The following is a 22,642-nucleotide window of genomic DNA, read 5'->3' on the forward strand; positions in this document are numbered from 1 at the left end:
CGCCCGGGCTCAGTACCACTGGGCGCAGGGTTCTGGCCCTTCTGACGGAAGCCTTGATGCTGGTGCTTGCCCTCGCCGCGGTGCCGGTTGTGGTGTTGCTGGACACGACGGTATTGGGCGTCCATATGTCGGAACATTCACTGACGGAGCTGTTGCAGGGAATGCTGATCGGCCTGTCGGCGCTTGCCTTTGGCTGGTCGGCGGCACGGATTGCGTCGTCGCGCGGCTACCTTGCGCTGGTAGCGGGGCTGTTTGGCTGGATGTTCCTGCGCGAGAATGACGCGGTTTTTGACATGATCGTACATGGGTTCTGGCAGGTACCGGCGACGGCGGTTCTGCTGACAGGTATTGGCATTGCCTGGCTGCATCGGCACCGCGTGTTGCCTGCGTTCCTGGCCCACGCCGAAACGCGGCAGTCGACCTATGTTTTTGTCGGCGTCATCCTGTTGGTGGTGTTCAGCCGGCTGTTTGGCACGGGCTCGTTATGGCAGGGCGTGATGGGCGACGCCTACCACCCGACGCTCAAATCCGCGATCCAGGAAGGGCTTGAACTGATGTCATATGTCCTGATCGCCTACGGCGCATTAGCATCTTACCGGACCGATTATGGCACGTCGCGCCAAGATGCGCACTGAGCCGTAGCGCATAACACAAAAGGCGCGACCCGTTGAGGGGCCGCGCCTTTCAATACCTGCAGGGTCGGGGTGCTTAGAAGCCCAGACCGGCGTATTTGTTCTTGAACTTCGACACGCGGCCGCCGGTGTCCATCAAACGGCTGGTGCCGCCGGTCCACGCGGGGTGCACAGAGGGGTCGATGTCGAGCGACAGTTGGTCGCCTTCCTTGCCCCAGGTCGATTTCATTTCCACGATCGTGCCGTCGGTCATCTTGACGTTGATCGTGTGGTATTCTGGATGTGTATCGGCTTTCATCGACCTGTCCTTTATGCGTTCGCGCCGGAAAGCGGCTTGTAGTGAGCGTTTTCGACAATCCGTGCGGATTTGCCGCGACGGCTGCGCAGGTAGTACAGTTTCGCGCGGCGCACACGGCCACGGCGGACAACTGTGATGCTGTCGATGTTTGTCGAGTGCAGTGGGAACACACGTTCCACGCCTTCGCCAAAGGAAATCTTGCGTACGGTGAACGACCCGGCGATGCCTTTGCCGTTGTTGCGCGCGATGCACACACCTTCGTAGTTCTGTACACGGGTGCGGGTGCCTTCGGTGACTTTAAAGCCAACGCGAATGGTGTCACCGGCACGGAAATCTGGGATTTCTTTGCCCAGTTCGGCGATTTGTTCCGCCTCGATCTCTGCGATCAGGTTCATCTGACCTATCTCCTATGATGTTCGCGGTATTCCACGAAATTATGACGCGACCCAGAGCTTCGGGTTCTATCGGGACGACACGTATGTGGCCCGCCGGAGGTATCATCGACATTACTTATAGCCTTGCGTCAAAAACGCAAAACACCGGAGCCGCCACAAAGCGATTCCAGTTGGCCGGGGTATAGGGGGCTTGTGCCGTGGGATCAAGGGGGCAGATTGCCTGCCCCCAAGTCCGAAATTAGGCCAAAAAAATTAGGCCACAATCAGGCCAGCGCGATAATGCCCAGAACCACCAGCAAGAACAACACCAGCACCACGCCGATCAGGAACTTTGCACCCGTCAGGGCGGCACCGGAAACGCGGCCAAAGCCCAACAAGGCAGCCACCGCACCAACGATCAGCAGAACAAGAATAATCTGTAGCATGTTTCTTCTCCCAAAAATGTGAGAGACCAACGCCCTGTGCCGCCTGCCGGTTCCAGAGGCACAGAAACCATGCTTTTACGTCCGCTTTTCTGAGTCCTAAATACCTATCCGGCCCATCGTCCGGGTGGTGTCAGCAGCGTTCAATCCTGCCCGCCGCCCTGCCGCGCCGCCCACATGTCAGGTCTGCGTTCCTGGGTGATCCGCTCGGCCTCGGCCTGGCGCCACTTGGCGATCTCGCCGTGGTTGCCCGACATTAGAACCGGGGGTATCTCGCGGCCTTCCCACACGGCGGGGCGGGTATACTGCGGGTGTTCGAGCAGGCCACTGGCGTGGCTTTCTTCCTCGATACTGTCGGCATTGCCCAGCACACCGGGCAGCAGACGCACGGTGGCGTCGATCATTGCCTGCGCCGCCAATTCGCCACCCGTCATGACAAAATCACCCAAGGAGACCTCGGTGATGCCGAAATGCTCGATCACGCGCTCGTCCACACCCTCAAATCGTCCACAGAGCATTGTCACCCCAGCGCAGTCCGCCAGATCGCGGGCCATGGCCTGATCAAACCGCTGTCCGCGTGGCGACATATACAGGATCGGCCAGCGGCCATGGCGCGATGCATGGCCCTGCGCTTCGGCCAACGCGGGGCCAACCACATCGGCGCGCATGACCATGCCGGCACCACCTCCCGCTGGGGTGTCATCGACGTTGCGGTGCTTGCCGATGCCAAAGCCGCGCAAATCATGGGTGTGCAACTGCCAGCGCCCGTCCTGCAGCGCCTTGCCGGTCAGGCTGGCGCCCAGCACCCCGGGAAAAAGTTCAGGAAACAGGGTCACGATGCGCGCCTGCCAGACATCGGCGTAATCGGGGTTGTCGCGCATCAACTCGCGCGGTTGCAGCGTGGCCTTCACGCTTTGGCGGCCGTGGGAGCGAGGTGAATTCATGTCGGTCTTGCCTGTTTTAGGATGTCCGCCTTGGCGGCACGGCGGGTGTCGGGGTCGCCCAGATTGCGGTTGGCGTCCAGCAGGGCCAGCAGGACGTCGGCGGGCAGTCGCGTGTTCGCAGGTGGCGGAACAGTCATCCCGGCCAGCACATCGTCTGGCACGCCGCAAAGGTCAAGCAATGGCGACGCGGGGCCAAGCGGCAGACCGCAGCTGTCGTCAAGCGCGCTGTGATGCACCGGGCAGGGCACGCGGCTGGCAATCTCGGCCACCATTTCGTCCAGTGCGGCCGCTGCGTGATAGCGTTCGACAAAGGCGTCTAGGTCCAGCGTCATCGACGAGGCTTTGACATGTTCCCAATAGGCTGACGTCAACCAGTCATCCGGCGCGCGGGTGGACAGATGGATCACGATTTCGGCCTGTGGATAGCGGCGGTGCAGAATTTCCCACATGGCATAAAGCAAAACCGGTGCGGCGGAATAATCGGCCAGATCACCGCGCCCCGGCATATGGCCAGACAGTTCTTCGGACGAGATGATCAGCGTGCGGCGGGGCATGCCCGGCACGCCGTCGAGCAGTGTTTCAAAACGATCCTGCACCTTGATCAGCGTCAGCGGATCGCGCCATGTGGAATAGCCCCGGGTGGCCTGGACCAGCTCCCTGAGCTGCCAATGCAGGCGCAGCGCCGCAAAGGGTTTCAGCGCCACACGGTTTTCGCGGAGCAGGTGCTGGATGCTGCTGGTGCCGGTCTTGTGGAAACCGGGGTGTAGGACGATCCGGCGTGGCATCAGCGGCGTCCTCGGTTGATCGCCTTACGCGCGCGGGCCGCGTCATCGTCGCTGATGGCAGAGAGGTTGATCGCCAGCAGATCGGACAGGGCCGTGGCCGAAAGTGCTCGGTTGGCGCGCGGCGCAGGTGTAAGGCGGCGTCGCAGGGCATCGGGGATTTCGGCGTGGTTCAACATCAGGTCCAACGCGCCAAGTGGACTATCGCCTGCAGTTTCTACAGCTACCTGCTGCACATCGACATCCGGCAGCGCCGCGGCTACGGCGGCGACAGCTGCGGGCAGATCGGATCCGCACCGAATTTCTGCACATAGTCGTCGCGTGTCAGGCACATGCGGGTGTGGCGCAGGTGATGTGCATGGCAGCTGTTCACCCAATCGACAGCGGTGCGGGTGGTAAACACAACGCTCAGCGGCGTGTCGGGCAGCACGGCGCGCAGGGCGTCCGCGATCAGCCGCATGAGTTTTGGCGTGTCGTCATATCCCGGCTTGCCATCCCGACCGGGGATCAGGCCCGACAGATCCTCAGCGCTGATCAGTACCGCGCCATCGTGGTCTTGCAGGTTCTGCGCCAACGTCAGGGCATCATCGGCAATCCTCGCCAGATCCAGCGGGTCGCCAAAACGCGAAAAGCGCCGGGTGGCGGCGCAAAGTGGTCTGATATCTTCGATCAGCAGAATCTTTAGCCTCGGCGCCAGAATGGCGCGGTTGTTGCGCAGCGTGTTTTGCAAGGTGGTCGTCCCCGTCTTGTGAAAACCGGGATGAAGGATGACCCTGCGCGGCATCAGTCGGTGTCTGCGCCCGGCAATATGCCCAGGGGCGGGTCCGCCACAATGCGCCGCGCTGCCAGATCGACGGTGGGCACGGCCGCCTTGGTAAACGGCAGAAAAGTGGTGGCGGAGTTGCCGGCAAGCTGCAGTTCCAGCAGGTCGTCCGCGCCGTGGTTTTGTACTGTCTTGACGCGGCCCAACAACACGCCGCCGGTGTCATATACCTCAAGCCCGATCAGGTCTGCGTGGTAAAATTCGTCGTCCGGCAATGAGGGCAGACTGTCACGCGCAGCATAAAGCGCTGTACCGCGCAGGGCGTCGCCGTCCTCTTTCGTGGTGATTTCAGCGATGCGGGCTGCAAAGCCATGTTTGACGGGGTGCAGCAGTGCCAGGGTGAACTGGCGGCTGCCGTCCTCAGACAGCAATGGGCCGTAGGTCTCGATGTCTTCGGGAGTGGCGCAATAGCTTTTTACGCGCACTTCGCCACGCACACCGTAAGAACCGGCGATAGCGCCCACACAAATCATGTCTGTCATTGCAGCAAATCCGAATTGAGGCAGATCGTGCCTGTCCATTGTCCGACGCCCGCCTTGCATTCGCCCTTCATCAGGTTGCGATCATACCAGATGCCGATGCCAAAGCCGATCACGAGCGCAGCAAGGAGGGTTAGCAAGCGTATCATCAGCGGCTCTCGATATTCAGGCGGGGGGCGCGTGCCTCCCAGCCTTTGGTTTCCAGTTCGGGCGTCAGGGTGTTTTCAAGTGGCCATCCCAGGCAAAGATAGCCCACCAGCGTCCAGTCCTGCGATACCCCAAGATCACGGTTCAGGCGGTCGGGGTCAAGCACCGACACCCAACCCAACCCCAAACCGTGCGCGCGCAGCGCAAGCCAGAACAAAGAGATCGCGCCAACCACGGAATAGCGGCGCATTTCGGGCATCGTTGCAGCGCCAAGGCCCGCGCCCTTGTCGGTGCTGTCGTCACAATAAACCGCCAATTGTTCCGGCGCGTCCTGCATACCGGACAGTTTTAGCCCGGCATAAAGCGCGGCCTGATCGCCGGCATACCCCGCAAGGGCCTCGGCGTTGGCTGATTGAAAGTTTTCAAGCGCAGCAGCGCGCGCGGTGTCAGAGGTGACGCGGATAATGCGCCAAGGTTCTGACAGGCCCACGGATGGGGCAAGGTTGAAGGTGTCGAGGCATTGGCTGAGCAATGCCTCATCCACCGGATCGCTGCGAAAGTGGCGCACATCGCGCCGCCATCGCATCAGATCGTGCAGCCCGGCACGGAAGTCGTCTGAGAACTGTTCCATGCCGGGCCTTTGCGCAATTATTCCGCGGCTGCGTCGTCAGCGGCAGGCGCTTCGGCTGGGGCTGCGGCAGCTTCGGCTGCGGCGGCTGCCTTGGCGGCTTTCTCTTCGACACGTGCGACGGCTTTCTTGCCTGGGGTGCCTTTTTTCGGGTTCTTGCGCTCGGTCTTGGGCAGGGCGCCCGCAGCTTCGAGCATACGTGCCACGCGGTCTGTTGGCTGCGCGCCTTTGGCGATCCATGCCTGGACCTTTTCGATGTCCATGTTCACACGGTCTTCGCTGTCTTTTGGCAGCAGTGGGTTATAGGTGCCCAGCTTTTCGATGAAACGGCCATCGCGTGGCATACGGCTGTCGGCAGCAACGATCCGGTAAAACGGGCGTTTCTTGGAGCCACCACGGGCGAGACGGATTTTCATGGACATGATTTTGTTTCCTTTAAGTTTTTTCAGTGAGGGCGGTGGGTTTCACGCACCCTAGCTTTGGTGGTTTTTGTGGTGCTGAATGACTTCAGCGATGATGAAGTTCAGGAACTTCTTGGCGAATTCGGGATCGAGGTCAGCCTCTTTCGCCAAATCTTCGAGCCGCGCAATCTGGTCCGCTTCGCGGGCCGGATCGGACGGGGGAAGGTCGTGGGTGGCCTTGAGTATCCCCACGGCCTGGGTGTGTTTGAACCGCTCGCCCAGCGTGTAAACGAGGATCGCGTCGAGGCGGTCGATCGAGGCGCGGTGGCCCTTTAGAATGTCGGCGGCACGAGTTACGTCATTCATGTAAGAGCCCCCTTATGATGCCGCCAGATGTTCACCAGCGGCATGTCGTCACCGTGAAAATCGCCGCCCGGTGCATTGGCGATTTTCGTTTCCTCGGCGTCAAAGGTGGCCCCGAGTGCCTTGGCGACAGCGACAGAAGGTTCGTTGCCTTCGTTGATATGCGATTGTGCCGTGTTGAGGCCAATCACGTCCCACGCCCATGGAATGATCCTGCGCATCGCTTCGGTGACAAAACCCTTCCCTTCGGAGGCGCCGTCATAAAGGGTCCAGCCAAATTCCGGCTCTGCCTGTGTCAGGGGATGAAAGATGCCAAAACCGCCAATGGGTGTGTCGGTGCTATCCTTGCGCACTGCCATGAACAGGCCATAACCGCGCAGACCCCATTGGCCCGCGATGCTGAAGAAATTCCTAGCAGCCTGTGCCCGGTCAATCTGCCCGCCCGTAAACCTGGACCGTTCAGAGCCTTTGAACGCGATATAGGCTTCTGCATCCGACAGGCGCGGGGCGCGTAGGATCAACCTGTTGGTTTCAAGTGTGGGGATGTCGACGGTGGTGGACATCATTTCTTTTTCCCGAAACCGGATAGGCCGGGGGGCAGGCCCATGCCGCCACCCATGCCACCCAGACCACCGGGCAGTTTGCCACCCATTTGCTTGGCGGCGGCTTCCAATGCGGCGGGGTCCATCTGGGACGGGTCCATGCCGCCTTTGCCCATCATGCCCTTCATGGCCTGCTTGAGCAAGCCGCCCTTACCCATCTTGCCCATCTTTTTCATCATGTCGGACATCTGACGGTGCATTTTCATCAGCTTATTAAGGTCGGACACTTCCATGCCCGCGCCGCGCGCGATGCGCTTTTTGCGCGAGGCTTGCAGCAGGGCGGGATTGGCGCGTTCTTTCTTGGTCATCGATTGGATCAGCGCGATTTGCTGTTTCAGGATGCGGTCATCAAGGCCCGCGTCTTCGACCTGTTTGGCCATCTTGCCCATGCCGGGCATCATACCCATCATGCCTTGCATGCCGCCCATCTTGATCATTTGCTCAAGCTGCATCTTGAGGTCGTTCATGTTGAACTGACCCTTGGCCATGCGCTTCATCATGCGCTCGGCTTGTTCGGCCTCGATGGTCTGCTGGGCCTTCTCGACCAATGCAACAATGTCGCCCATACCAAGGATGCGGCCCGCGATCCGCTCCGGCTCAAACGTCTCAAGCGCGTCCATCTTTTCGCCAAGCCCGACGAACTTGATCGGTTTGCCGGTCACGGCGCGCATCGACAGCGCCGCACCGCCGCGCCCGTCGCCGTCCATCCGCGTCAGCACCACGCCGGTGATGCCGATACGTTCGTCAAAGTTTTCCGCCGTGTGCACCGCGTCTTGACCGGTCAGGCCATCGACCACCAGCAGCGTTTCGCGCGGGTTGGCGACATCGCGCACCGCTTTGACCTGTTGCATCAGTTCTTCGTCGATGGACAGGCGGCCCGCGGTATCGAGCATATAGACGTCGTAGCCGCCCAAGCCCGCCTGCGTTTTGGCGCGTTTCGCGATCTGGACCGGGGTTTCGCCCTTGACGATCGGCAGGGTGTCGACGCCGATCTGCACGCCGAGGATCGCCAACTGTTCCATCGCGGCGGGGCGGTTGACGTCGAGCGACGCCATCAACACGCGCTTGCCGTCGCGTTCTTTCAGACGTTTGGCCAGTTTTGCGGTGGTGGTGGTTTTACCGCCACCTTGCAGACCAACCATCAGGATCGGCGCAGGCGGGTTGTCAATTTTCAGCGCGCCCGGTTCGCCTTCACCCTTGAGCACGTCGATCAGCGCGTCATGCACGATTTTGACGACTTGCTGGCCGGGGGTGATGGATCTGGTGACGGCTTGGCCGGTGGCCTTGTCTTGCACCGCTTTGACGAAATCGCGGGCGACGGGCAGGGAAACGTCGGCCTCAAGCAGGGCGACGCGCACCTCGCGCAGGGCGGTTTTTACGTCTTCGTCGCTGAGGGCACCTTGTTTGGTCAGGCGGTCAAAGACACCAGAGAGGCGTTCGCTGAGATTCTCAAACATGGGGCGCGGGGCCTTTCGAAACGGTTGCGGGATGCACCTGATGTAGGGGCGCCGCGATAAATGCACAATTACCCCCACGGGCGTAACACGCTGGTGGGGGGCGATCCCCGCCACAGGCAGGGACCGGAAGTCAGAGCTTCCGGGAGTTGCGCCAGCGTTTAGGCGCTTGGCGCGGCGGAGTCAAGCCGGGCGGCGTCGAGCCAGCGGTTGATGGCTTTGGCCGCGCGGTCGGCCCCGCCGCCGGAGGAATAGACGATGGTGATCGGATGGGTGCCTGCATCCATGCCGCCGGTAAAAACCAGCGCGGTGCGGTACGTCATGCTACCGTCGGATCGTCCTCGTTCGACGATGGCGCGGTCAAGGTCGGCCAAATCCCAGTCGCGGCGGCGATAGCCCGTGACAGACTTGCGGCGCATCTCGACGCGGCCGGTGGAGCGGTCAAAAATCACTTGGCTGCGGCGGATGAAGGCCGCCAGAAACACGCCGCCGAACACCATCCCGCCCAAGATGAAGCCAAGTCCGAGGCTGGTGTCATCCCCGAGGCTGAACATGCCGATACCGACGAACCCCAGAGCAAACAGGCCCAGCAGGATCGCCAGCAAGACCGGATTGTTTTCGATGATCAGTTGATCCGGGGTATCGCGGGTAATTTTCATCGCCGCATGTTACTGCGCCGATGAAACCTGTCAAAGCCCGCGTTTGTCACGCGGCAAGGGGCAGCGCGTCGATCTGGGCGTTGGCGCGGGCCAGTGTACCCTGGGCATCCTTCGCAAGCGCATCTGCGGCCACAAAGGTGACGTCAGTGATGCCGAGAAAGCCTAGTACGAAGCGCAGGTAGTTGCTGGCAAAGTCAGCGTCGGAGCCAAGGCCGGTGCCGCCCGATGCCATGGCGATGATCACGCGCTTGCCCTCAAGCAGACCTTCGGGGCCGTTTTCGGTATAGCGAAAGGTTACGCCCGCGCGGGCGATCTGATCGATCCACGTTTTCAGCGAGGCAGGAATAGAGAAATTGTAAACGGGCACGCCGATAATGATGGTGTCTGCCGCCTGGACTTCGGCAACCAGTGTATCGGACAGGGCCAGCGCGGCCTTGTGATCGGCGTTGCGGTCGTCTTCGGGGATAACGCGGGCGGTGGCCCAGGCGGCGTCGATCTGGGGCAGGGGGTCTGCTGCCAGATCGCGGGTCGTGACCACGCTGTCGTTCAGGGTCTCTACGATGCGGTCAGCCAGTTTGCGGGTCACCGAGTTTTCGGTGTTCAAAGATGTGTCGATGCGCAGGGTGGCCATTGGGGGCTTCCTTTAATGTGGTTGCGGGTATGTTGTTAATTTGGTTATTGCGCTCACGAACGCAACGGTCAAAATAGCGCAGTTGATGTTCATTTTCGCACAGGAGCCGACGTTGGATAACTGGGATGAAATCAAGACCGCCTATCAGGTGGCACAGATGGGAACGGTGAGCGGTGCGGCTGATGTGCTGGGGGTTCATCATGCCACGGTGATCCGCCATATCGACGCGCTCGAAAAGCGGTTGGGCGTCAAACTGTTCCAGCGTCACGCGCGCGGGTACACCGCGACCGAGGCCGGGCGGGACCTGTTGCAAGTTGCGCGGGCGACCGACGACCAGTTCAACCTGCTGGCCGGGCGTATCCGCGGGCAGGGCAGTGCCGTATCGGGTGATCTGGTGATCACGTCGCTGGCGTTTCTGGCGCCCAGTGTGGCGCCCCTGCTGACCGGTTTTCAAAAGCTGCACCCCGATGTGGTGGTGCGCTATCTGATTGGTGATCGGCTGTTCCGTCTGGAATACGGCGAGGCACATGTGGCGATCCGCGCAGGCAGCGCGCCTGATCAGCCGGACAACGTCGTGCAACCCTATGTGCAGATGGAGATGGCCGCCTTTGCCAGCCGCGCCTATGTCGCTGAACGCGGCATACCTGCGGGGCCGGATGACTATATCAACCACCGGTTTGTCGGGGCCGACAACCGCGACAGCCGCGCGCCCTGCTATCAGTGGCTGCGGGCCAATGTTCCGGATGCCAATGTGACGTGGCGCAGTTCTGATGGCCTGGCGATGGAATTCGCGGTCAAGGCGGGGGCTGGCATTGGGTTTCTGCCGCTGGCACATGGGCAGGCAGAGCCCGATCTGGTCGAGATGCTGCCTACGCGGCCGGAATGGACGAGCCCTTTGTGGCTGGTGACCCATGTCGACATGCACCGTACCTCAAAGGTGCAGGCGGCGCTGGCATTCCTGAAAAAGCATGCCGCCGCTGCGGCGACCTGCCCAACATGAGCCCGTCTGCGCAGGGGCATCTGGCGATGCTGACGTTTTCGGCGCTGGTGGCGGGGTCTTTCTCGCTGGGCAGCCAAGTGGCGAACGAGATGACACCGACGGCGCTGAACGCGGTCCGGTTCCTGTTTGCTACGGTTCTGGTCGGGCTGATGGCATGGCAGCGGGGCGATATCACGCGCCGCGGCTTTGACGCGCCGTGGCGCTATGTCGTACTGGCGGGTTTCTTTACCCTGTATTTCGTGTTGATGTTTGAGGGGTTGAAAACCGCGCCGCCCGTTTCTGCGGCAGCGGTGTTCACGTTGGTGCCGGTGATGGCGGCGGGCTTTGCCTGGTTGCTGATGCGGCAGGTGCTGACGCCGCGCATGGCGCTGGCGCTGGGCATTGGCGGCGTTGGCGCGCTTTGGGTGATCTTTCGCGGCGATCTGGGGGCCTTGGTGGCGTTTGACTTGGGGCGGGGCGAGGTGATCTATTTCATCGGCTGCATTTCGCACGCCATCTATGCGCCACTGGTGCGACGGCTGAACCGGGGCGAAAGTGCGGTGATGTTCACCTTTGGCACCCTGCTGGCCGGGAGCGTGCTGTTGGTCGCTTATGGCTGGAACGATCTGCGTTCGACGGATTGGGCCGGGCTGCGGCCGCTGGTCTGGATCACGATCCTTTATGTTGCGGTGTTTGCCACGGCGGTGACCATCGTTCTGCTGCAATTTGCGGCACTGCGTCTGCCGTCGGCCAAGGTGATGGCCTATACCTATCTGACGCCAAGCTGGGTGATATTGTGGGAAATTGCGCTGGGCAATGGTATCCCCGGCCCGCTGGTTCTGGGCGGGATCGCGCTGACCATTCTGGCGCTTTACCTGCTGCTGCGCGACGACGATGCGGCGGCCCAAATGACCCCTGCAAAGGGGGCGCAAAAAAAATTGGAACCAAATCGGTAGACACTGCGTTAGGGCATGAGGGAACTTAATAAGGACATACCCATGCGTAGCATTATTTATCTCATTGGCTTGATTGTCGTCGTTCTGGCCATCCTGAGGTTCGCATTCGGCGTCATTTGATCGCCGGTTGATCCCTCCCTTGTCTTATTTTACCTCGTGGCAAGGGAGGATCACTCTCCTAATTCCCGCCGCTCCCCGTTTTGGGTCGAGGGCAACTCGCTTTCCAAAAATCTTTCGAATGCATCTAGGTTGACCGGTTCAAACTGGCCAAACCCCTGCATCCAGACGGACGCTGCGCGCAACGCGTCCGGCTCCAGTTTGCACCACTTTACGCGGCCCCGCTTTTCCTGACTGATCAGCCCGGCAGCACTCAGCACACCTAGATGCTTAGATATCGCCGCCAATGACATGTCGAAGGGATCGGCCACATCGGTCACGGCCATATCATCCTCCAGCAGCATCCCAAGGATGGCGCGGCGGGTGGGGTCGGCAAGGGCGGCGAAAGCCTGATCTAGATCGCGTGTCATGATGCCAGCCATAGCGCGCAGGGGGGCGCGAGGGAAGTGGCCTGCACTTCATAGTCAACCGCGAGGTTGAATAAGCAATTTATCCTGCTGAGGTGCGAAAAGCTGTGAGTGTGGCCGGGGTGGCCCCATATAGAGGGGCTCAACGCACTGAATTTATTGCGATAATTGCGCCGCGCATCGCAGTTGACTCTGACCCCTCTGGCCATTAGCACCGCAGCAGATAATCCAATGGGGATTTTGGTGTGACCAGCCCGGACCAGCAGCAGCAACTGCAGCAGCTAGAGGCCAAGCTGGCCGCCGCGAAAAAACGCGGTGAGCCAAAGCCCCGCGCGGATGAACATTATTCGCAGGCCAATCTGGCATGGCGCATGGTGATTGAATTGGTGGCCGGTCTTGGGATCGGTTTTGGCATCGGATACGGGTTGGACCTGCTGTTTGGCACCCTTCCCATTTTCATGGTGCTGTTTGTGATGCTGGGCCTTGCGGCGGGGGTAAAGACGATGCTCCGCTCTGCTAAGGAAATCCAGGAAAAGCAGTTGGCCGAAGAGGCTGCAAAGAATTCGCCCGAAATGGGCGGCAAGGACGAGGGAGCCTGAAATGGCAACAGAGACACAAGGTGCAGAAGAAGGCGGTCTGGTCTTCCACCCGATGGACCAGTTCATCGTTGAGCCCCTGTTTGGCGAAAACGGCATCGTTGCGTGGTACACAATCACCAACGCGACCTTCTGGATGGCGCTGGCTGTGCTGGCGACATTTGCCCTGTTGGTTCTGGGCAGTTCGCGCCGCGCCATCGTGCCGGGCCGGATGCAGTCCATCGCGGAAATGGCCTACGGCTTTGTCTATAAGATGGTCGAAGACATCTGCGGCAAGGAAGGGCTCAAGTTTTTCCCCTACATCATGACCCTGTTCATGTTCATCGTCTGCGCCAACTTCCTCGGTCTGATCCCCACGGCCTTTACCCCCACGTCGCATTTTGCCGTGACCGTGGTGCTGGCGCTGGCCGTGTTCCTGACCGTGACCATCCTGGGTTTTGTCAAGAATGGCACCGCGTTTCTGGGTCTGTTCTGGGTCGCCTCCGCGCCATTGGCGCTGCGTCCGGTGCTGGCAATCATCGAATTGATCAGCTATTTCGTGCGCCCTGTCAGCCACTCCATTCGTTTGGCGGGCAACGTGATGGCGGGCCACGCGGTGATCAAAGTGTTCGCGGGTTTTGCCGCAATCACGCTTATTTCCCCGGCTTCGGTCGTCGCCATCACCGCGATGTACGGCCTCGAAGTGCTGGTGTCTTTCATCCAGGCATATGTCTTTACCATCCTGACATGCGTCTACCTGAAAGATGCGCTGCATCCGGGTCACTAACAACCAACAACGTGGGTTTCTCCCACATACTTTAAACTTCCAACGCATAGGAGATTTCTCATGGAAGGCGAACTCGCACATATCGGCGCAGGTCTGGCAGCAATTGGTTCCGGCGCAGCCGCAATCGGTGTTGGCAACGTGGCAGGCAACTTCTTGTCCGGCGCTCTGCGCAACCCATCGGCAGCCGCCGGTCAGACCGCAACACTGTTCATCGGCATCGCCTTTGCAGAAGCCCTGGGGATCTTCTCGTTCCTCGTTGCTCTGCTGCTGATGTTCGCCGTCTAAGCTCTCGGAACTGATATCCTTACGAGCGGGCAGGCGCGGTTCACGTGTCTGCCCGGCTGTAACGGCAAAGTTTCCAAGGAGAAGCCACGATGGCAACTGAAACAACAAGCGACGGACTGGCCGATGCGACCGGCGTTGCGACCCATGCTGCCGACACACCGGGCATGCCGCAACTGAACTTCGACCACTGGGGCAACCAGATCTTCTGGCTGATCTTGGCGTTGATCGCGACCTATCTGATCCTGTCGCGCGTGGCTCTGCCGCGCATTGGTGCCATTCTGGCCGAACGCCAAGGCACCATCACAAACGACATCGCCGCTGCCGAAGATCTCAAGGCAAAGGCGTTGGAGGCGGAAGCCGCTTATGACAAGGCGCTGGTTGATGCCCGCGCCGAGGCTCACACGATTGTGGCACAGGCCAAGGCTGACATGCAGGCCGATCTTGACGTAGAGATCGCCAGGGCAGATGCCGAGATTGCAGCGCAGGTTGCGGAATCGGAAAAAGCCATTGCAGAAATCCGCGACGGGGCAATGGACAGCGTGAAAATCGTTGCCAAGGACACCGCCAAGGAATTGATCACGGCGCTCGGCGGTAAGGCCGATGCCAAAACTGTAACCGCAGCCGTCACCGCACGGATGAAAGGATAAGCCATGAAGAATTCCATGCGTCTGAGCCTTTCGACCACGCTGGCTGCTGTTATGGCGTCGCCCGCCCTCGCGGCAAGCGGCCCGTTCTTTTCGCTCAAAAACACCGATTTCGTGGTGTTGCTGGCGTTCATTCTGTTCATCGCGGTCTTGTTCTATTTCAAGGTGCCGTCGCTGGTCGGTGGGATGCTGGACAAACGCGCCGATGGCATCAAGACCGAGCTGGAAGAAGCCCGCGCCCTGCGTGAAGAAGCGCAATCGCTGCTGGCCAGCTACGAGCGTAAGCAGAAAGAAGTGCAGGATCAGGCAGACCGGATTGTCAGCGCCGCCAAGGAAGAGGCCCGTGTGGCCGCTGAACAGGCGCGTGTTGATCTGGGCAAATCCTTGGAGCGCCGCATGGCGAGTGCCAAGGAACAGATCGGCTCGGCCCAAACGGCTGCCGTGAAGGAAGTGCGTGATCAGGCGGTGATGATTGCCGTGGCAGCCGCCCGCGACGTGATCGCCAAGCAGATGACCGCTGCGGACAGCAACAAGCTGATCGAAGACGGTATTGCACAGGTTGACGCCAAGCTGCACTGAGCGGCACTGGCAGAGATATCAAAAGGCCCCGGTTTTTATCGGGGCCTTTTGTGTTTGTGGGGCGGGCGACCGCGACGGGGCCGCTTGCCTTTGGCCGTCGTTTGTATGGTGGGCAAGCTGCGAAATTGTTGCTAGCCTTGTCGCGCGCCAATAACAGGGGATGTCACATGCCCATTTCGATACGTCCCGCCGACACCCGCGATATTCGCGTAATGGTCCCCCTCTTGCTGCAAGATGCCGCCGCGCGGGAGGCCCAGAACAACCAGCTGTGGGCCGTTGACCCCCACGCCGCCGCCCGACTGGGCGCCACTCTCACCGCCACTCTGCAAAACGAAACCCTGCCCTTTCGCCAGCAATGGTTGATTGCCGAGGACGCCGGGCGCGTCGTTGGGTTGGCCCACTCCATACTGCTGCCCGTGCCACCGATCTATGCCGGTGAATTCGGCCCGCCTGGGTTGATCATGGAGGATTGCTGTATCGCGCCGGGCGCGCCCGTTGGTACGCTTGCTGACCTTGTGCAGGCGGCGCAGGACGATCTGGTGGCCGCAGGTGCCCGTATCGTTATCGGCGCGTCGGTGCCGGATGGTGTGTTTGCCGCTGAGTACACGGCAAGGGGGTATGAGCCCCTGACACTGTATCTGACGAAATCTGATCTGCCCAGGGCGGCCCCACAAAGTGACATGCGCGCGGCACAAGCGGCGGATGTGCCGCAGATCGTCGCCGCCAGTGCACGGCACCGCCAGATAATCGCGGATCTGGACGACTTTTGGAAAACCCACCCAGACGCAGATGCGCGATTTGGCAGTTGGATGCACAAGAGCCTGACACTGCAAGATCGCGACATGGTCGTGGCCGAGGCCGAAGGCCAGTTGGAAGGCTATGCCATCGCTCAACCCGCCAGCGCGCTACATATTCCGCCCGCCCATGACCCCGCCAAGATCGGGTTTATCGACGATTTTTACCACGACGACTATGCCGATCCGGCGGTGCTGGAGGCAGATAGTGCAGGCGCGTCCGGCTTGTTGGCCGCAGCCGAGGGCGCATTGGCCGCCCGCGGCGATGTCGCGGCACTGATTGTCTGCCCTGCCGCGTGGGACTCCAAGGTCGCTCTGTTGGCACGGAACGGGTACAGCGTCGGGCAGACTTGGTTCATCCGTCGCTAGTGGCGTTCGGTTTCGTGCTGTAGCCGCTGACGGGCGACGACTTCGTTCCGTTCGGATTGCTGCTGTCCGTGCAGGGCGGCACCGACATAATCAAGGTGCGTTTCCACAGCGTCCCGCGCGGCGGCAGGATCGCGGGCCAACAGCGCCGCCATAATGCTGCGGTGCTGATCCAGCAGGCTGCTGCGGGTGGTCTTTTGCTTGAACATCACCCGGCGATTGTAAAACACCCCGTCCCGCAGCAGATCGTACATTGATCGCATCATGTGCAACATCACGACGTTATGGCTCGCCTCGAAGATCGCCATGTGAAATTGCGCGTCCAACTGCCCTTCTTCGTCGGCATCCTTGGCGATATGGGCCTTTTCCATCTTGGCAAAGATCGTGGCAATTACCGCCAGATCAGTGTCCGACCCAAGACGCGCCGCGCGTTCGGCGGCCAGCCCTTCCATATCGCGGCGAAACGACAGGTAATCAAAGACGGCCTCGTCGTGGCGGGCGAACAGATCGGTCAGCGCCGGTGAAAAGGCCGACCCAAGGACGTCAGCGACATAGACACCGGCACCGGGGCGCGCGGCGAGCAGCCCGGCCTCTTGCAACTGCGACAACGCATCGCGCAGCGACGGGCGAGACACCGCAAGCCGTTCGGCCAGTTCACGTTCTGCGGGCAGCCGCTCACCGGGCCGAAGGATGCCGCGCAGGATCAGTTCCTCGATCTGGCGGACCACAGCGTGGGACAGTTTTTCAGGTGCGACAGGGCGAAAGGGCATGGGGTTTCCTTGAATTGGTCAAACAATATGACCGCAGGCCCGGCGCCGCAAACGGTTTTTCCCAAGCAAGGGCGGAAGCCCGCGCCGCGCGCTGCGCGGTCCCCTTGAGGTTTGTCTGGCAAGGTGAAGGGCAAGTAAGGTTTTGTTAACCATGCCGACGCAGGATGATGGGATGTGGCGGTTTGTTGTGATCATGGCTGTGGTTAGTGCGGGCGCGGGGTGTAACACGCCCGGCCCCCATTTTCGCGGTTTGCCTGCAACGCGTGTCACGGTCGAGGGGTCGACCTTTGATGTGCGGGTGCGGGGTGACTTGGCCGAAGCGATGCGTGTGAACATGCAGTATGCGCCCCGGTTCGGCCCGATACGGGCGCGCGCGGGCAAGGCGATGGCGTTGGTCAGCGGCTGCGAGGTCAGCGAAGTGCGCGGCGATCAGGCCCTGGCCCTTGGGCTGCTGGATTGCGGCACCGGCGCGGCAAAGGCACGGCGGGCGCCTGTGGCCATAGACTGCGCCCCCGTGCCTGGCTCGGCCTATCGCTCGCCGCTGGGGCTGGAGGTCGATATTGACTGCTACACCCAGTAATTCGACAATATGTTGTGGATAACCCAGCCTCAGCCCCTTCCCCTTGTGGCTTTTGATTGACTTGAGGGCTATTGGCCCGGCAGGTTTGTGTTCAATCAGGAATCACCGGAGCACTGCGGGTTTTGCGCTTTTCCAAACTCAGACTGACAGGCTTTAAAAGTTTTGTGGACCCCACCGATCTGATCATCGCCGATGGTCTGACCGGCGTTGTGGGGCCAAACGGCTGTGGAAAGTCCAATCTGCTGGAGGCGCTGCGCTGGGTCATGGGTGAAAACCGCCCCACGGCAATGCGCGGCGGCGGCATGGAGGACGTAATCTTTGCCGGGGCGGCAACGCGGCCGGCGCGCAATTTTGCCGAAGTGTCGTTGCATCTGGACAATTCTGAGCGCCTGGCCCCGGCGGGCTTCAACGATCATGACGCTCTGGAGATCGTGCGCCGAATAACCCGCGATGTCGGCAGCGCCTACAAGGTCGGCGGTAAGGACGTGCGCGCGCGCGATGTGCAGATGCTGTTTGCCGATGCCTCCACCGGGGCGCACAGCCCGGCGTTGGTACGTCAGGGCCAGATTGCCGAGTTGATCAATGCCAAGCCAAAGAGCCGACGGCGTATTCTGGAAGAAGCGGCGGGTATTTCCGGGCTCTATCAGCGGCGCCATGAGGCCGAGCTGAAGCTGAACGGCGCCGAGGCCAATCTGGCGCGGGTCGATGATGTCGTAGAGCAGCTTGCGGCGCAATTGGCGCAGCTTGCGCGGCAGGCCCGGCAGGCGGCGCGCTACCGCGAAATCGGCGATGCGCTGCGCCGGGGCGAAGGCATGTTGCTGTATCGTCGTTGGCGCGAGGCCGATGAGGCGCGGGCCAGGGCCGAGGATGATCTGCGCGGACGGGTGACGGCTGCGGCGCAGGCCGAAGGTGTGGTGCGCCACGTTGCAAAGGGGCGGGCCGAAGCCGAAGATGCGCTGCCTGCGCTGCGCGAGGAAGAGGCGATTGCCGCGGCGGTGTTGCAGCGCCTGACGGTGCAGCGCGACACGCTGAGCGACCAAGAGGCGCGGGCGCAGGCGTTGATCGACACGCTGACCGGGCGGATTGCCCAACTGGCGCGCGACATCGACCGCGAAGGCGGGCTTAACCGGGACGCCGGCGAAACCATCGAGCGGTTGGAATGGGAAGCGCGCGAACTGGCCAAGGCGGGGGATGGCCACGGTGCGGCACTGGAAGCCGCGGCGGAGGCGGCGCGCGAGGCGGCAGCGGTATTGCAAGCGCGCGAGGGTGATCTGGCGCAGCAGACCGAAGATGTGGCCCGACTGGCGGCGCGGCACGGCTCGGCAGAGCGGCTGCTGCTGGACAGCCGTAAGACGATGGAAAAGTCCGAGGCCGAGGCACAGCGCGCACGCGATGCGGTGGCGCAGAGCCGCGCCACGCTTGAGCGCGCGGGTGTCGATTTTGCGCAGGCGCAAAAGGCCGAAGCAGACGCGGTCACGGCAGCGGCCGCAGCAGATACGGCGCTACTGGCGGCAGAAGAAACCCGGGCCGAGACCCAGACCCGCGAGGCCGATGCCCGCGGTGAACGGTCCGAGGCCGAGGGCGAGATGAATGCGTTGCGTGCCGAGGCTGGTGCGCTGGCCAAGCTGGTGGAACGTGACACAGCAGAAGGCGGCCAGATCCTTGATCGGCTTCAGGTGGAACACGGGTTTGAAAAGGCGCTGGGGGCCGCATTGGCCGATGACCTGCGCGCGCCGGAAGTGGCAGCGGATGGGCCATCCGGCTGGGCGGTGTTGCCCGGCTATGATGTGCCACAGGGCTTGCCTGCCGGTGTCACACCGTTGACACAGCATGTGTCGGTGCCCGAGGTCTTGGAACGCCGAATGAGCCAAATTGGTCTGGTCGACCCGGACGATGGTGGGCGGTTGCAGGCGTTGCTTTTGCCGGGGCAGCGGCTTGTGTCACTTGAGGGTGATCTGTGGCGCTGGGACGGCTTTCGCGCCTGGGCCGAAGATGCGCCATCGGCGGCGGCCTTGCGATTGCAACAGTTGAACCGGCTAGAAGTGTTGAAGCAATCGTTGGAGCAGGCCACGCAGCGAGCAGATGGTGCGCGGGATGCGCATGACAGCTTGCAACGGTTGCTGACCGAGCAGGGCGAGGCCGACAAACGTGCCCGCGAGGCGCGGCGTATGGCAGACCGTCAGGTCGCGGATGCCGGTCGGGCGCTGAGCCGGGCAGAGGCAGATCGTAACCTCGCCGAGGGGCGGCTGGAATCGCTAGGGCTTGCGGTAAAGCGTCACGAAGAAGAGGCGATTGCCGCACGCGCGCAAGTGCTGGATGCGGAACGGACCCTTGCGGGCTTGGGCGATCTGGCGGCGGCGCGGGCAGCGGTGGACGATATCCGCATGACCGTCGAGGCGTCGCGCATCACGATGATGTCGCGGCGGTCGGGCCATGACGAGTTGCGCCGAGAGGGCGAGGCCAGGACCAAACGGGCGCAGGAGGTCACCAAGGAGATCAGCGGCTGGCGGCACCGGTTGGAAACCGCTGAAAAGCGCAGCGCGGAACTGGTGGAGCGCAAGGCGGCATCAGAAGCGGAGCTGAAAGAGGCCAGCGCCGCCCCGGCAGAGATCGCGGCAAAGCGGGACGAATTGAACGGGGCGATCACCACAGCCGAGGCACGCCGCGCGCAGGCGTCCGATGCGCTGTCGGCGGCCGAAGGCGCCCTGCGTGCCGCCACAGATGCAGAACGAGACGCAGAGCGGCAGGCGTCAGAGGCGCGTGAGGCGCGCGCGCGGGCCGAGGCGCGCAGCGATGCAGCCCGCGAAACTGTGGCCTATGCCGCCGAACGCATCGCCGATGATCAGCAGATGACGCCGAATCAGTTGCTGACGGCCTTGGACATCAACCCCGATCAGATGCCTGCCGCCGACACGTTGGAAGCGGATGTGAACCGTTATAAGCGCCAGCGCGATGCCCTGGGTGCCGTGAACCTGCGTGCCGAGGAAGACGCCAAGGAAGTGCAGGCGGAGCACGATAACCTGACGGCTGAAAAAGCCGATCTGGAAGAGGCGATTAAGACCCTGCGCAGCGGTATTGCCAGTCTGAACCGCGAGGGACGCGAACGGCTGCTGACGGCGTTTGAGCAGGTGAATTCCAATTTCTCTATGCTGTTCAAACATCTGTTTGGCGGCGGCGAGGCTAATCTGGTGATGGTGGAAAGCGATGACCCGCTTGAGGCCGGGCTTGAGATCATGTGTCAGCCGCCGGGCAAAAAGCTCAGCACGCTGAGCCTGCTGTCGGGGGGGGAGCAGACGCTGACGGCTATGGCGTTGATTTTTGCCGTGTTCCTGGCGAATCCGGCGCCGATCTGTGTGCTGGACGAGGTCGATGCGCCACTGGATGATGCCAACGTGACGCGGTTCTGTGACCTGCTTGATGAAATGTGCCGCCAGACCGACACCCGTTTCCTGATCATCACCCACCATGCTGTCACCATGGCCCGCATGGATCGGCTGTTTGGGGTAACGATGGCAGAACAGGGTGTCAGTCAGTTGGTATCGGTGGATCTGAAAAAAGCGGAAACGCTAGTCGCCTAGGGTCCTGACTTTGTGGTGCATCCCCCATTCCTGCTCCGCCGGCCCAATAATGCAGGCCTCCCCCGGTGGGGCAGGAATGAGGGAGCATCAGACCTGCCGGGCGACCGTCATACCAGATACATCTTCGATGAATGTGACGATGCGGGTTTTGACCGCGTCATCCTTGATTGCGGCGAGGGCGGTAACGATTTCCATGCCTGGGTCATTCTTTGGCGGTGTGTTGGTGTTGTCGTGCAGACCTTCAAAGAAATAAGAGGGCGGCACCTCTAGTATTTGCGCCAATTCGAACAGCCGGCTGGCAGCAACGCGATTCGACCCGATCTCGTATTTCTGGATCTGTTGAAACGACAGTGCCAGTTTGCGCGCGACATCGGTCTGGGACAAACGGCGTAAGGTTCGGATCTGCTTTAGTTTTCGGCCAACGTGGATATCTACTGGATGTGACATTGTAACAAACCTCTGGTTGAATATACCTCATTCAGCCCCAACAAGCCCTTTCCAATCAATTGGATAGATATTTTCGTTTTTAGGTAATCTATCATCGGTTGCAGTGTGATTTTTGTTGCAATGGTGGGTGATATATTTACCAATATGGGTATATGAATAAACATATGACGCCAGAGAGTTCAGAACACCCTGTTCGTGAGTCCAAAAATGAAGCGCCGCCTGCGCTTCTTTTCGAGATGATGCGCTCTTTCACAACTTTGGCACGCACACTGAATTTGAGTCACGCAGTCAAGGAGCTGGGCAGCACGCGCCAGACCCTGCGACGGCACATTGCCCATCTGGAAGACCTGCGCGGCGCGCCGCTGTTTCACATTGTCGACCGGCACTACCAGTTGACCGACGAGGGGCATCGCGCGTTACCCGATGCCAAAGAACTGATCGCATTGGCCACAGTCTGGCTGCGCGGGCAAAGCGGCACTGTTGGTCAACTGCAAATCCTGAATGCCCGCGTCGGCGATTGGGCCTTTTTTCAGCAGCAAAAACCGATTGGCAGTCTGTGGAACGACGACGCCATCCTGATGCGCGAGACATACCGCGCCTGGTCAATGGCATCCGGGCAGATCGAAAGCCCCCTGATGGCGCATGTCAGGCCGTTTTTGATCGTCTACCGCCATACCGATGCGGGATGGGTCTGTGTCGAATTTGGCGAAAAATCGGTCTATGTGCATTGGTTCGGGTTGGATTTTGCACGGTCGAGCATAGGGCGACCTATCGCAAGACTGCCCGCGGGTGAAGAATTTGGCCTGCTGATGGACCGGTCATTTCACGAAGTTGAAAGCAATCAATCCGCCCGGCTGGACCATATCTTTACGCGGATGCCGCTGCGCGAATCGGATCGCCTGGTGCCGGTTGCTTACCAAAGGCTAATTCTGGGCGGCTCCTTTCCAGATGGATCGCCTGCCATCCTGTCGCTGATCCAACCCTTGCAACATGTCGATATCGCTGGGGTCACGGCGAACATGATCCAAGACGCAGAATCCGTTCCACCCTCTGATTTTGACCCAATAAGTGCGATTTTCGAGAGCATCGGCAAGGAAGGTATCTAGGGCAAATGCAGT

The 22,642-nt window shown here is 61.1% G+C and carries 31 protein-coding genes; 12 read left to right on the top strand and 19 right to left on the bottom strand.

Annotated features, from left to right (window positions below; genetic code table 11):
- The first annotated feature begins 56 nt into the window (after positions 1–56).
- Positions 57–635: a hypothetical protein gene (locus tag AC1965_RS02945; protein ID WP_483885812.1), complete on the top strand. Its 579-nt coding sequence runs from the start codon at positions 57–59 to the stop codon at positions 633–635.
- Positions 636–708: 73 nt separating this feature from the next.
- Here AC1965_RS02945 and rpmE read toward each other — a convergent pair whose 3' ends face one another.
- From rpmE to AC1965_RS03025, 16 genes are all read right to left on the bottom strand, one after another.
- On the bottom strand, positions 709–930 hold the full coding sequence (gene rpmE / locus AC1965_RS02950; RefSeq protein ID WP_298974744.1) for a 50S ribosomal protein L31: 222 nt from the start codon (positions 928–930) through the stop codon (positions 709–711).
- Between the two features lie 11 nt (positions 931–941).
- Positions 942–1,325 (bottom strand): 50S ribosomal protein L19, encoded by a 384-nt coding sequence (gene rplS, locus AC1965_RS02955; protein WP_483885813.1) that lies wholly within the window; start codon positions 1,323–1,325, stop codon positions 942–944.
- Between the two features lie 263 nt (positions 1,326–1,588).
- Positions 1,589–1,750, bottom strand: coding sequence for a DUF1328 domain-containing protein (locus AC1965_RS02960; RefSeq protein WP_483885814.1), 162 nt, complete (start codon positions 1,748–1,750; stop codon positions 1,589–1,591).
- A 140-nt stretch (positions 1,751–1,890) separates the two neighbouring features.
- On the bottom strand, positions 1,891–2,691 hold the full coding sequence (gene trmD / locus AC1965_RS02965) for a tRNA (guanosine(37)-N1)-methyltransferase TrmD (RefSeq protein WP_483885815.1): 801 nt from the start codon (positions 2,689–2,691) through the stop codon (positions 1,891–1,893).
- Positions 2,688–3,476 (bottom strand): hypothetical protein, encoded by a 789-nt coding sequence (locus AC1965_RS02970; protein WP_483885816.1) that lies wholly within the window; start codon positions 3,474–3,476, stop codon positions 2,688–2,690. Before AC1965_RS02970 ends, trmD begins: the two co-directional genes overlap by 4 nt.
- Entirely contained in the window at positions 3,476–3,709 is a 234-nt protein-coding gene (locus AC1965_RS02975) for a hypothetical protein (RefSeq protein WP_483885817.1), read from the bottom strand. Before AC1965_RS02975 ends, AC1965_RS02970 begins: the two co-directional genes overlap by 1 nt.
- A 23-nt stretch (positions 3,710–3,732) precedes the next feature.
- Positions 3,733–4,257 carry a hypothetical protein gene (locus tag AC1965_RS02980; RefSeq protein WP_483885818.1) on the bottom strand — a complete coding sequence of 175 codons (525 nt, stop codon included), beginning with the start codon at positions 4,255–4,257 and terminating at the stop codon, positions 3,733–3,735.
- Positions 4,257–4,778, bottom strand: coding sequence for a ribosome maturation factor RimM (rimM, locus tag AC1965_RS02985; protein WP_483885819.1), 522 nt, complete (start codon positions 4,776–4,778; stop codon positions 4,257–4,259). The genes AC1965_RS02980 and rimM overlap by 1 nt, the downstream gene beginning before the upstream one ends.
- On the bottom strand, positions 4,775–4,924 hold the full coding sequence (locus AC1965_RS02990; RefSeq protein ID WP_483885820.1) for a hypothetical protein: 150 nt from the start codon (positions 4,922–4,924) through the stop codon (positions 4,775–4,777). The genes rimM and AC1965_RS02990 overlap by 4 nt, the downstream gene beginning before the upstream one ends.
- Entirely contained in the window at positions 4,924–5,553 is a 630-nt protein-coding gene (gene bluB / locus AC1965_RS02995; protein WP_483885821.1) for a 5,6-dimethylbenzimidazole synthase, read from the bottom strand. Before bluB ends, AC1965_RS02990 begins: the two co-directional genes overlap by 1 nt.
- Positions 5,554–5,570: 17 nt before the next feature.
- Positions 5,571–5,972: a 30S ribosomal protein S16 gene (rpsP, locus tag AC1965_RS03000; protein ID WP_483885822.1), complete on the bottom strand. Its 402-nt coding sequence runs from the start codon at positions 5,970–5,972 to the stop codon at positions 5,571–5,573.
- A gap of 51 nt (positions 5,973–6,023) precedes the next feature.
- A complete protein-coding gene (locus AC1965_RS03005) occupies positions 6,024–6,317 on the bottom strand; it encodes a chorismate mutase (RefSeq protein ID WP_483885823.1) in 294 nt (97 codons plus the stop codon).
- Positions 6,314–6,880: a GNAT family N-acetyltransferase gene (locus tag AC1965_RS03010; protein ID WP_483885824.1), complete on the bottom strand. Its 567-nt coding sequence runs from the start codon at positions 6,878–6,880 to the stop codon at positions 6,314–6,316. The genes AC1965_RS03005 and AC1965_RS03010 overlap by 4 nt, the downstream gene beginning before the upstream one ends.
- A complete protein-coding gene (gene ffh, locus AC1965_RS03015) occupies positions 6,877–8,373 on the bottom strand; it encodes a signal recognition particle protein (protein ID WP_483885825.1) in 1,497 nt (498 codons plus the stop codon). Before ffh ends, AC1965_RS03010 begins: the two co-directional genes overlap by 4 nt.
- Before the next feature lie 158 nt (positions 8,374–8,531).
- A complete protein-coding gene (locus tag AC1965_RS03020; protein ID WP_483885826.1) occupies positions 8,532–9,029 on the bottom strand; it encodes a hypothetical protein in 498 nt (165 codons plus the stop codon).
- A 46-nt stretch (positions 9,030–9,075) separates the two neighbouring features.
- Positions 9,076–9,660, bottom strand: a complete 585-nt coding sequence (locus tag AC1965_RS03025; RefSeq protein WP_483885827.1) for an FMN-dependent NADH-azoreductase — start codon at positions 9,658–9,660, stop codon at positions 9,076–9,078.
- 112 nt (positions 9,661–9,772) lie between these two features.
- Between AC1965_RS03025 and AC1965_RS03030 the strand changes: the two genes are divergently transcribed.
- Positions 9,773–10,660 carry a LysR family transcriptional regulator gene (locus AC1965_RS03030; protein ID WP_483886971.1) on the top strand — a complete coding sequence of 296 codons (888 nt, stop codon included), beginning with the start codon at positions 9,773–9,775 and terminating at the stop codon, positions 10,658–10,660.
- A complete protein-coding gene (locus AC1965_RS03035; RefSeq protein WP_483885828.1) occupies positions 10,657–11,595 on the top strand; it encodes a DMT family transporter in 939 nt (312 codons plus the stop codon). Before AC1965_RS03030 ends, AC1965_RS03035 begins: the two co-directional genes overlap by 4 nt.
- 170 nt (positions 11,596–11,765) lie before the next feature.
- Here AC1965_RS03035 and AC1965_RS03040 read toward each other — a convergent pair whose 3' ends face one another.
- Complete coding sequence (locus AC1965_RS03040; protein ID WP_483885829.1) at positions 11,766–12,122, bottom strand: ArsR/SmtB family transcription factor; 357 nt, start codon at positions 12,120–12,122, stop codon at positions 11,766–11,768.
- A gap of 242 nt (positions 12,123–12,364) precedes the next feature.
- Here AC1965_RS03040 and AC1965_RS03045 point away from each other — a divergent pair, with 242 nt between their 5' ends.
- From AC1965_RS03045 to AC1965_RS03070, 6 genes are all read left to right on the top strand, one after another.
- Positions 12,365–12,718 (top strand): AtpZ/AtpI family protein, encoded by a 354-nt coding sequence (locus tag AC1965_RS03045; protein WP_483885830.1) that lies wholly within the window; start codon positions 12,365–12,367, stop codon positions 12,716–12,718.
- 1 nt (position 12,719) lies between these two features.
- Positions 12,720–13,481 (top strand): F0F1 ATP synthase subunit A, encoded by a 762-nt coding sequence (locus tag AC1965_RS03050; protein ID WP_483885831.1) that lies wholly within the window; start codon positions 12,720–12,722, stop codon positions 13,479–13,481.
- Between the two features lie 60 nt (positions 13,482–13,541).
- Positions 13,542–13,766, top strand: coding sequence for a F0F1 ATP synthase subunit C (locus tag AC1965_RS03055; RefSeq protein WP_007816449.1), 225 nt, complete (start codon positions 13,542–13,544; stop codon positions 13,764–13,766).
- A gap of 89 nt (positions 13,767–13,855) precedes the next feature.
- Positions 13,856–14,413, top strand: coding sequence for a F0F1 ATP synthase subunit B' (locus AC1965_RS03060; RefSeq protein ID WP_483885832.1), 558 nt, complete (start codon positions 13,856–13,858; stop codon positions 14,411–14,413).
- 15 nt (positions 14,414–14,428) lie between these two features.
- A complete protein-coding gene (locus tag AC1965_RS03065) occupies positions 14,429–14,989 on the top strand; it encodes a F0F1 ATP synthase subunit B (RefSeq protein ID WP_483886972.1) in 561 nt (186 codons plus the stop codon).
- Positions 14,990–15,156: 167 nt separating this feature from the next.
- On the top strand, positions 15,157–16,152 hold the full coding sequence (locus tag AC1965_RS03070; protein WP_483885833.1) for a GNAT family N-acetyltransferase: 996 nt from the start codon (positions 15,157–15,159) through the stop codon (positions 16,150–16,152).
- Here the strand turns inward: AC1965_RS03070 and AC1965_RS03075 are convergent.
- Positions 16,149–16,919: a FadR/GntR family transcriptional regulator gene (locus tag AC1965_RS03075; protein ID WP_483885834.1), complete on the bottom strand. Its 771-nt coding sequence runs from the start codon at positions 16,917–16,919 to the stop codon at positions 16,149–16,151. The two genes, AC1965_RS03070 and AC1965_RS03075, sit on opposite strands and share 4 nt — an antisense overlap.
- Positions 16,920–17,070: 151 nt before the next feature.
- Here AC1965_RS03075 and AC1965_RS03080 point away from each other — a divergent pair, with 151 nt between their 5' ends.
- Both AC1965_RS03080 and AC1965_RS03085 read left to right on the top strand, forming a co-directional pair.
- On the top strand, positions 17,071–17,499 hold the full coding sequence (locus tag AC1965_RS03080) for a hypothetical protein (protein ID WP_483885835.1): 429 nt from the start codon (positions 17,071–17,073) through the stop codon (positions 17,497–17,499).
- A 122-nt stretch (positions 17,500–17,621) separates the two neighbouring features.
- The gene (locus AC1965_RS03085) at positions 17,622–21,077 is read left to right on the top strand and encodes a chromosome segregation SMC family protein (protein WP_483885836.1); all 3,456 of its coding nucleotides are present in this window, start codon (positions 17,622–17,624) and stop codon (positions 21,075–21,077) included.
- 87 nt (positions 21,078–21,164) lie between these two features.
- Here the strand turns inward: AC1965_RS03085 and AC1965_RS03090 are convergent, their stop codons facing one another.
- A complete protein-coding gene (locus tag AC1965_RS03090; RefSeq protein WP_483885837.1) occupies positions 21,165–21,524 on the bottom strand; it encodes a helix-turn-helix domain-containing protein in 360 nt (119 codons plus the stop codon).
- 275 nt (positions 21,525–21,799) lie between these two features.
- Between AC1965_RS03090 and AC1965_RS03095 the strand changes: the two genes are divergently transcribed.
- Positions 21,800–22,630 carry a LysR family transcriptional regulator gene (locus tag AC1965_RS03095; protein ID WP_483885838.1) on the top strand — a complete coding sequence of 277 codons (831 nt, stop codon included), beginning with the start codon at positions 21,800–21,802 and terminating at the stop codon, positions 22,628–22,630.
- Positions 22,631–22,642: the final 12 nt, after the last annotated feature.

The sequence above is a fragment of the Sulfitobacter sp. KMM 9851 genome (assembly GCF_057178245.1).

Bases quoted from the DNA above. Each gene is read 5' to 3' on its own strand.
- AC1965_RS02945 (WP_483885812.1), top strand. From the start codon at position 57: ATGCTGGTGCTTGCCCTCGCCGCGGTGCCGGTTGTGGTGTTGCTGGAC.
- rpmE (WP_298974744.1), bottom strand. From the start codon at position 930: ATGAAAGCCGATACACATCCAGAATACCACACGATCAACGTCAAGATG.
- rplS (WP_483885813.1), bottom strand. From the start codon at position 1,325: ATGAACCTGATCGCAGAGATCGAGGCGGAACAAATCGCCGAACTGGGC.
- AC1965_RS02960 (WP_483885814.1), bottom strand. From the start codon at position 1,750: ATGCTACAGATTATTCTTGTTCTGCTGATCGTTGGTGCGGTGGCTGCC.
- trmD (WP_483885815.1), bottom strand. From the start codon at position 2,691: ATGAATTCACCTCGCTCCCACGGCCGCCAAAGCGTGAAGGCCACGCTG.
- AC1965_RS02970 (WP_483885816.1), bottom strand. From the start codon at position 3,476: ATGCCACGCCGGATCGTCCTACACCCCGGTTTCCACAAGACCGGCACC.
- AC1965_RS02980 (WP_483885818.1), bottom strand. From the start codon at position 4,257: ATGCCGCGCAGGGTCATCCTTCATCCCGGTTTTCACAAGACGGGGACG.
- rimM (WP_483885819.1), bottom strand. From the start codon at position 4,778: ATGACAGACATGATTTGTGTGGGCGCTATCGCCGGTTCTTACGGTGTG.
- AC1965_RS02990 (WP_483885820.1), bottom strand. From the start codon at position 4,924: ATGATACGCTTGCTAACCCTCCTTGCTGCGCTCGTGATCGGCTTTGGC.
- bluB (WP_483885821.1), bottom strand. From the start codon at position 5,553: ATGGAACAGTTCTCAGACGACTTCCGTGCCGGGCTGCACGATCTGATG.
- rpsP (WP_483885822.1), bottom strand. From the start codon at position 5,972: ATGTCCATGAAAATCCGTCTCGCCCGTGGTGGCTCCAAGAAACGCCCG.
- AC1965_RS03005 (WP_483885823.1), bottom strand. From the start codon at position 6,317: ATGAATGACGTAACTCGTGCCGCCGACATTCTAAAGGGCCACCGCGCC.
- AC1965_RS03010 (WP_483885824.1), bottom strand. From the start codon at position 6,880: ATGATGTCCACCACCGTCGACATCCCCACACTTGAAACCAACAGGTTG.
- ffh (WP_483885825.1), bottom strand. From the start codon at position 8,373: ATGTTTGAGAATCTCAGCGAACGCCTCTCTGGTGTCTTTGACCGCCTG.
- AC1965_RS03020 (WP_483885826.1), bottom strand. From the start codon at position 9,029: ATGAAAATTACCCGCGATACCCCGGATCAACTGATCATCGAAAACAAT.
- AC1965_RS03025 (WP_483885827.1), bottom strand. From the start codon at position 9,660: ATGGCCACCCTGCGCATCGACACATCTTTGAACACCGAAAACTCGGTG.
- AC1965_RS03035 (WP_483885828.1), top strand. From the start codon at position 10,657: ATGAGCCCGTCTGCGCAGGGGCATCTGGCGATGCTGACGTTTTCGGCG.
- AC1965_RS03040 (WP_483885829.1), bottom strand. From the start codon at position 12,122: ATGACACGCGATCTAGATCAGGCTTTCGCCGCCCTTGCCGACCCCACC.
- AC1965_RS03050 (WP_483885831.1), top strand. From the start codon at position 12,720: ATGGCAACAGAGACACAAGGTGCAGAAGAAGGCGGTCTGGTCTTCCAC.
- AC1965_RS03055 (WP_007816449.1), top strand. From the start codon at position 13,542: ATGGAAGGCGAACTCGCACATATCGGCGCAGGTCTGGCAGCAATTGGT.
- AC1965_RS03060 (WP_483885832.1), top strand. From the start codon at position 13,856: ATGGCAACTGAAACAACAAGCGACGGACTGGCCGATGCGACCGGCGTT.
- AC1965_RS03065 (WP_483886972.1), top strand. From the start codon at position 14,429: ATGCGTCTGAGCCTTTCGACCACGCTGGCTGCTGTTATGGCGTCGCCC.
- AC1965_RS03070 (WP_483885833.1), top strand. From the start codon at position 15,157: ATGCCCATTTCGATACGTCCCGCCGACACCCGCGATATTCGCGTAATG.
- AC1965_RS03075 (WP_483885834.1), bottom strand. From the start codon at position 16,919: ATGCCCTTTCGCCCTGTCGCACCTGAAAAACTGTCCCACGCTGTGGTC.
- AC1965_RS03080 (WP_483885835.1), top strand. From the start codon at position 17,071: ATGCCGACGCAGGATGATGGGATGTGGCGGTTTGTTGTGATCATGGCT.
- AC1965_RS03090 (WP_483885837.1), bottom strand. From the start codon at position 21,524: ATGTCACATCCAGTAGATATCCACGTTGGCCGAAAACTAAAGCAGATC.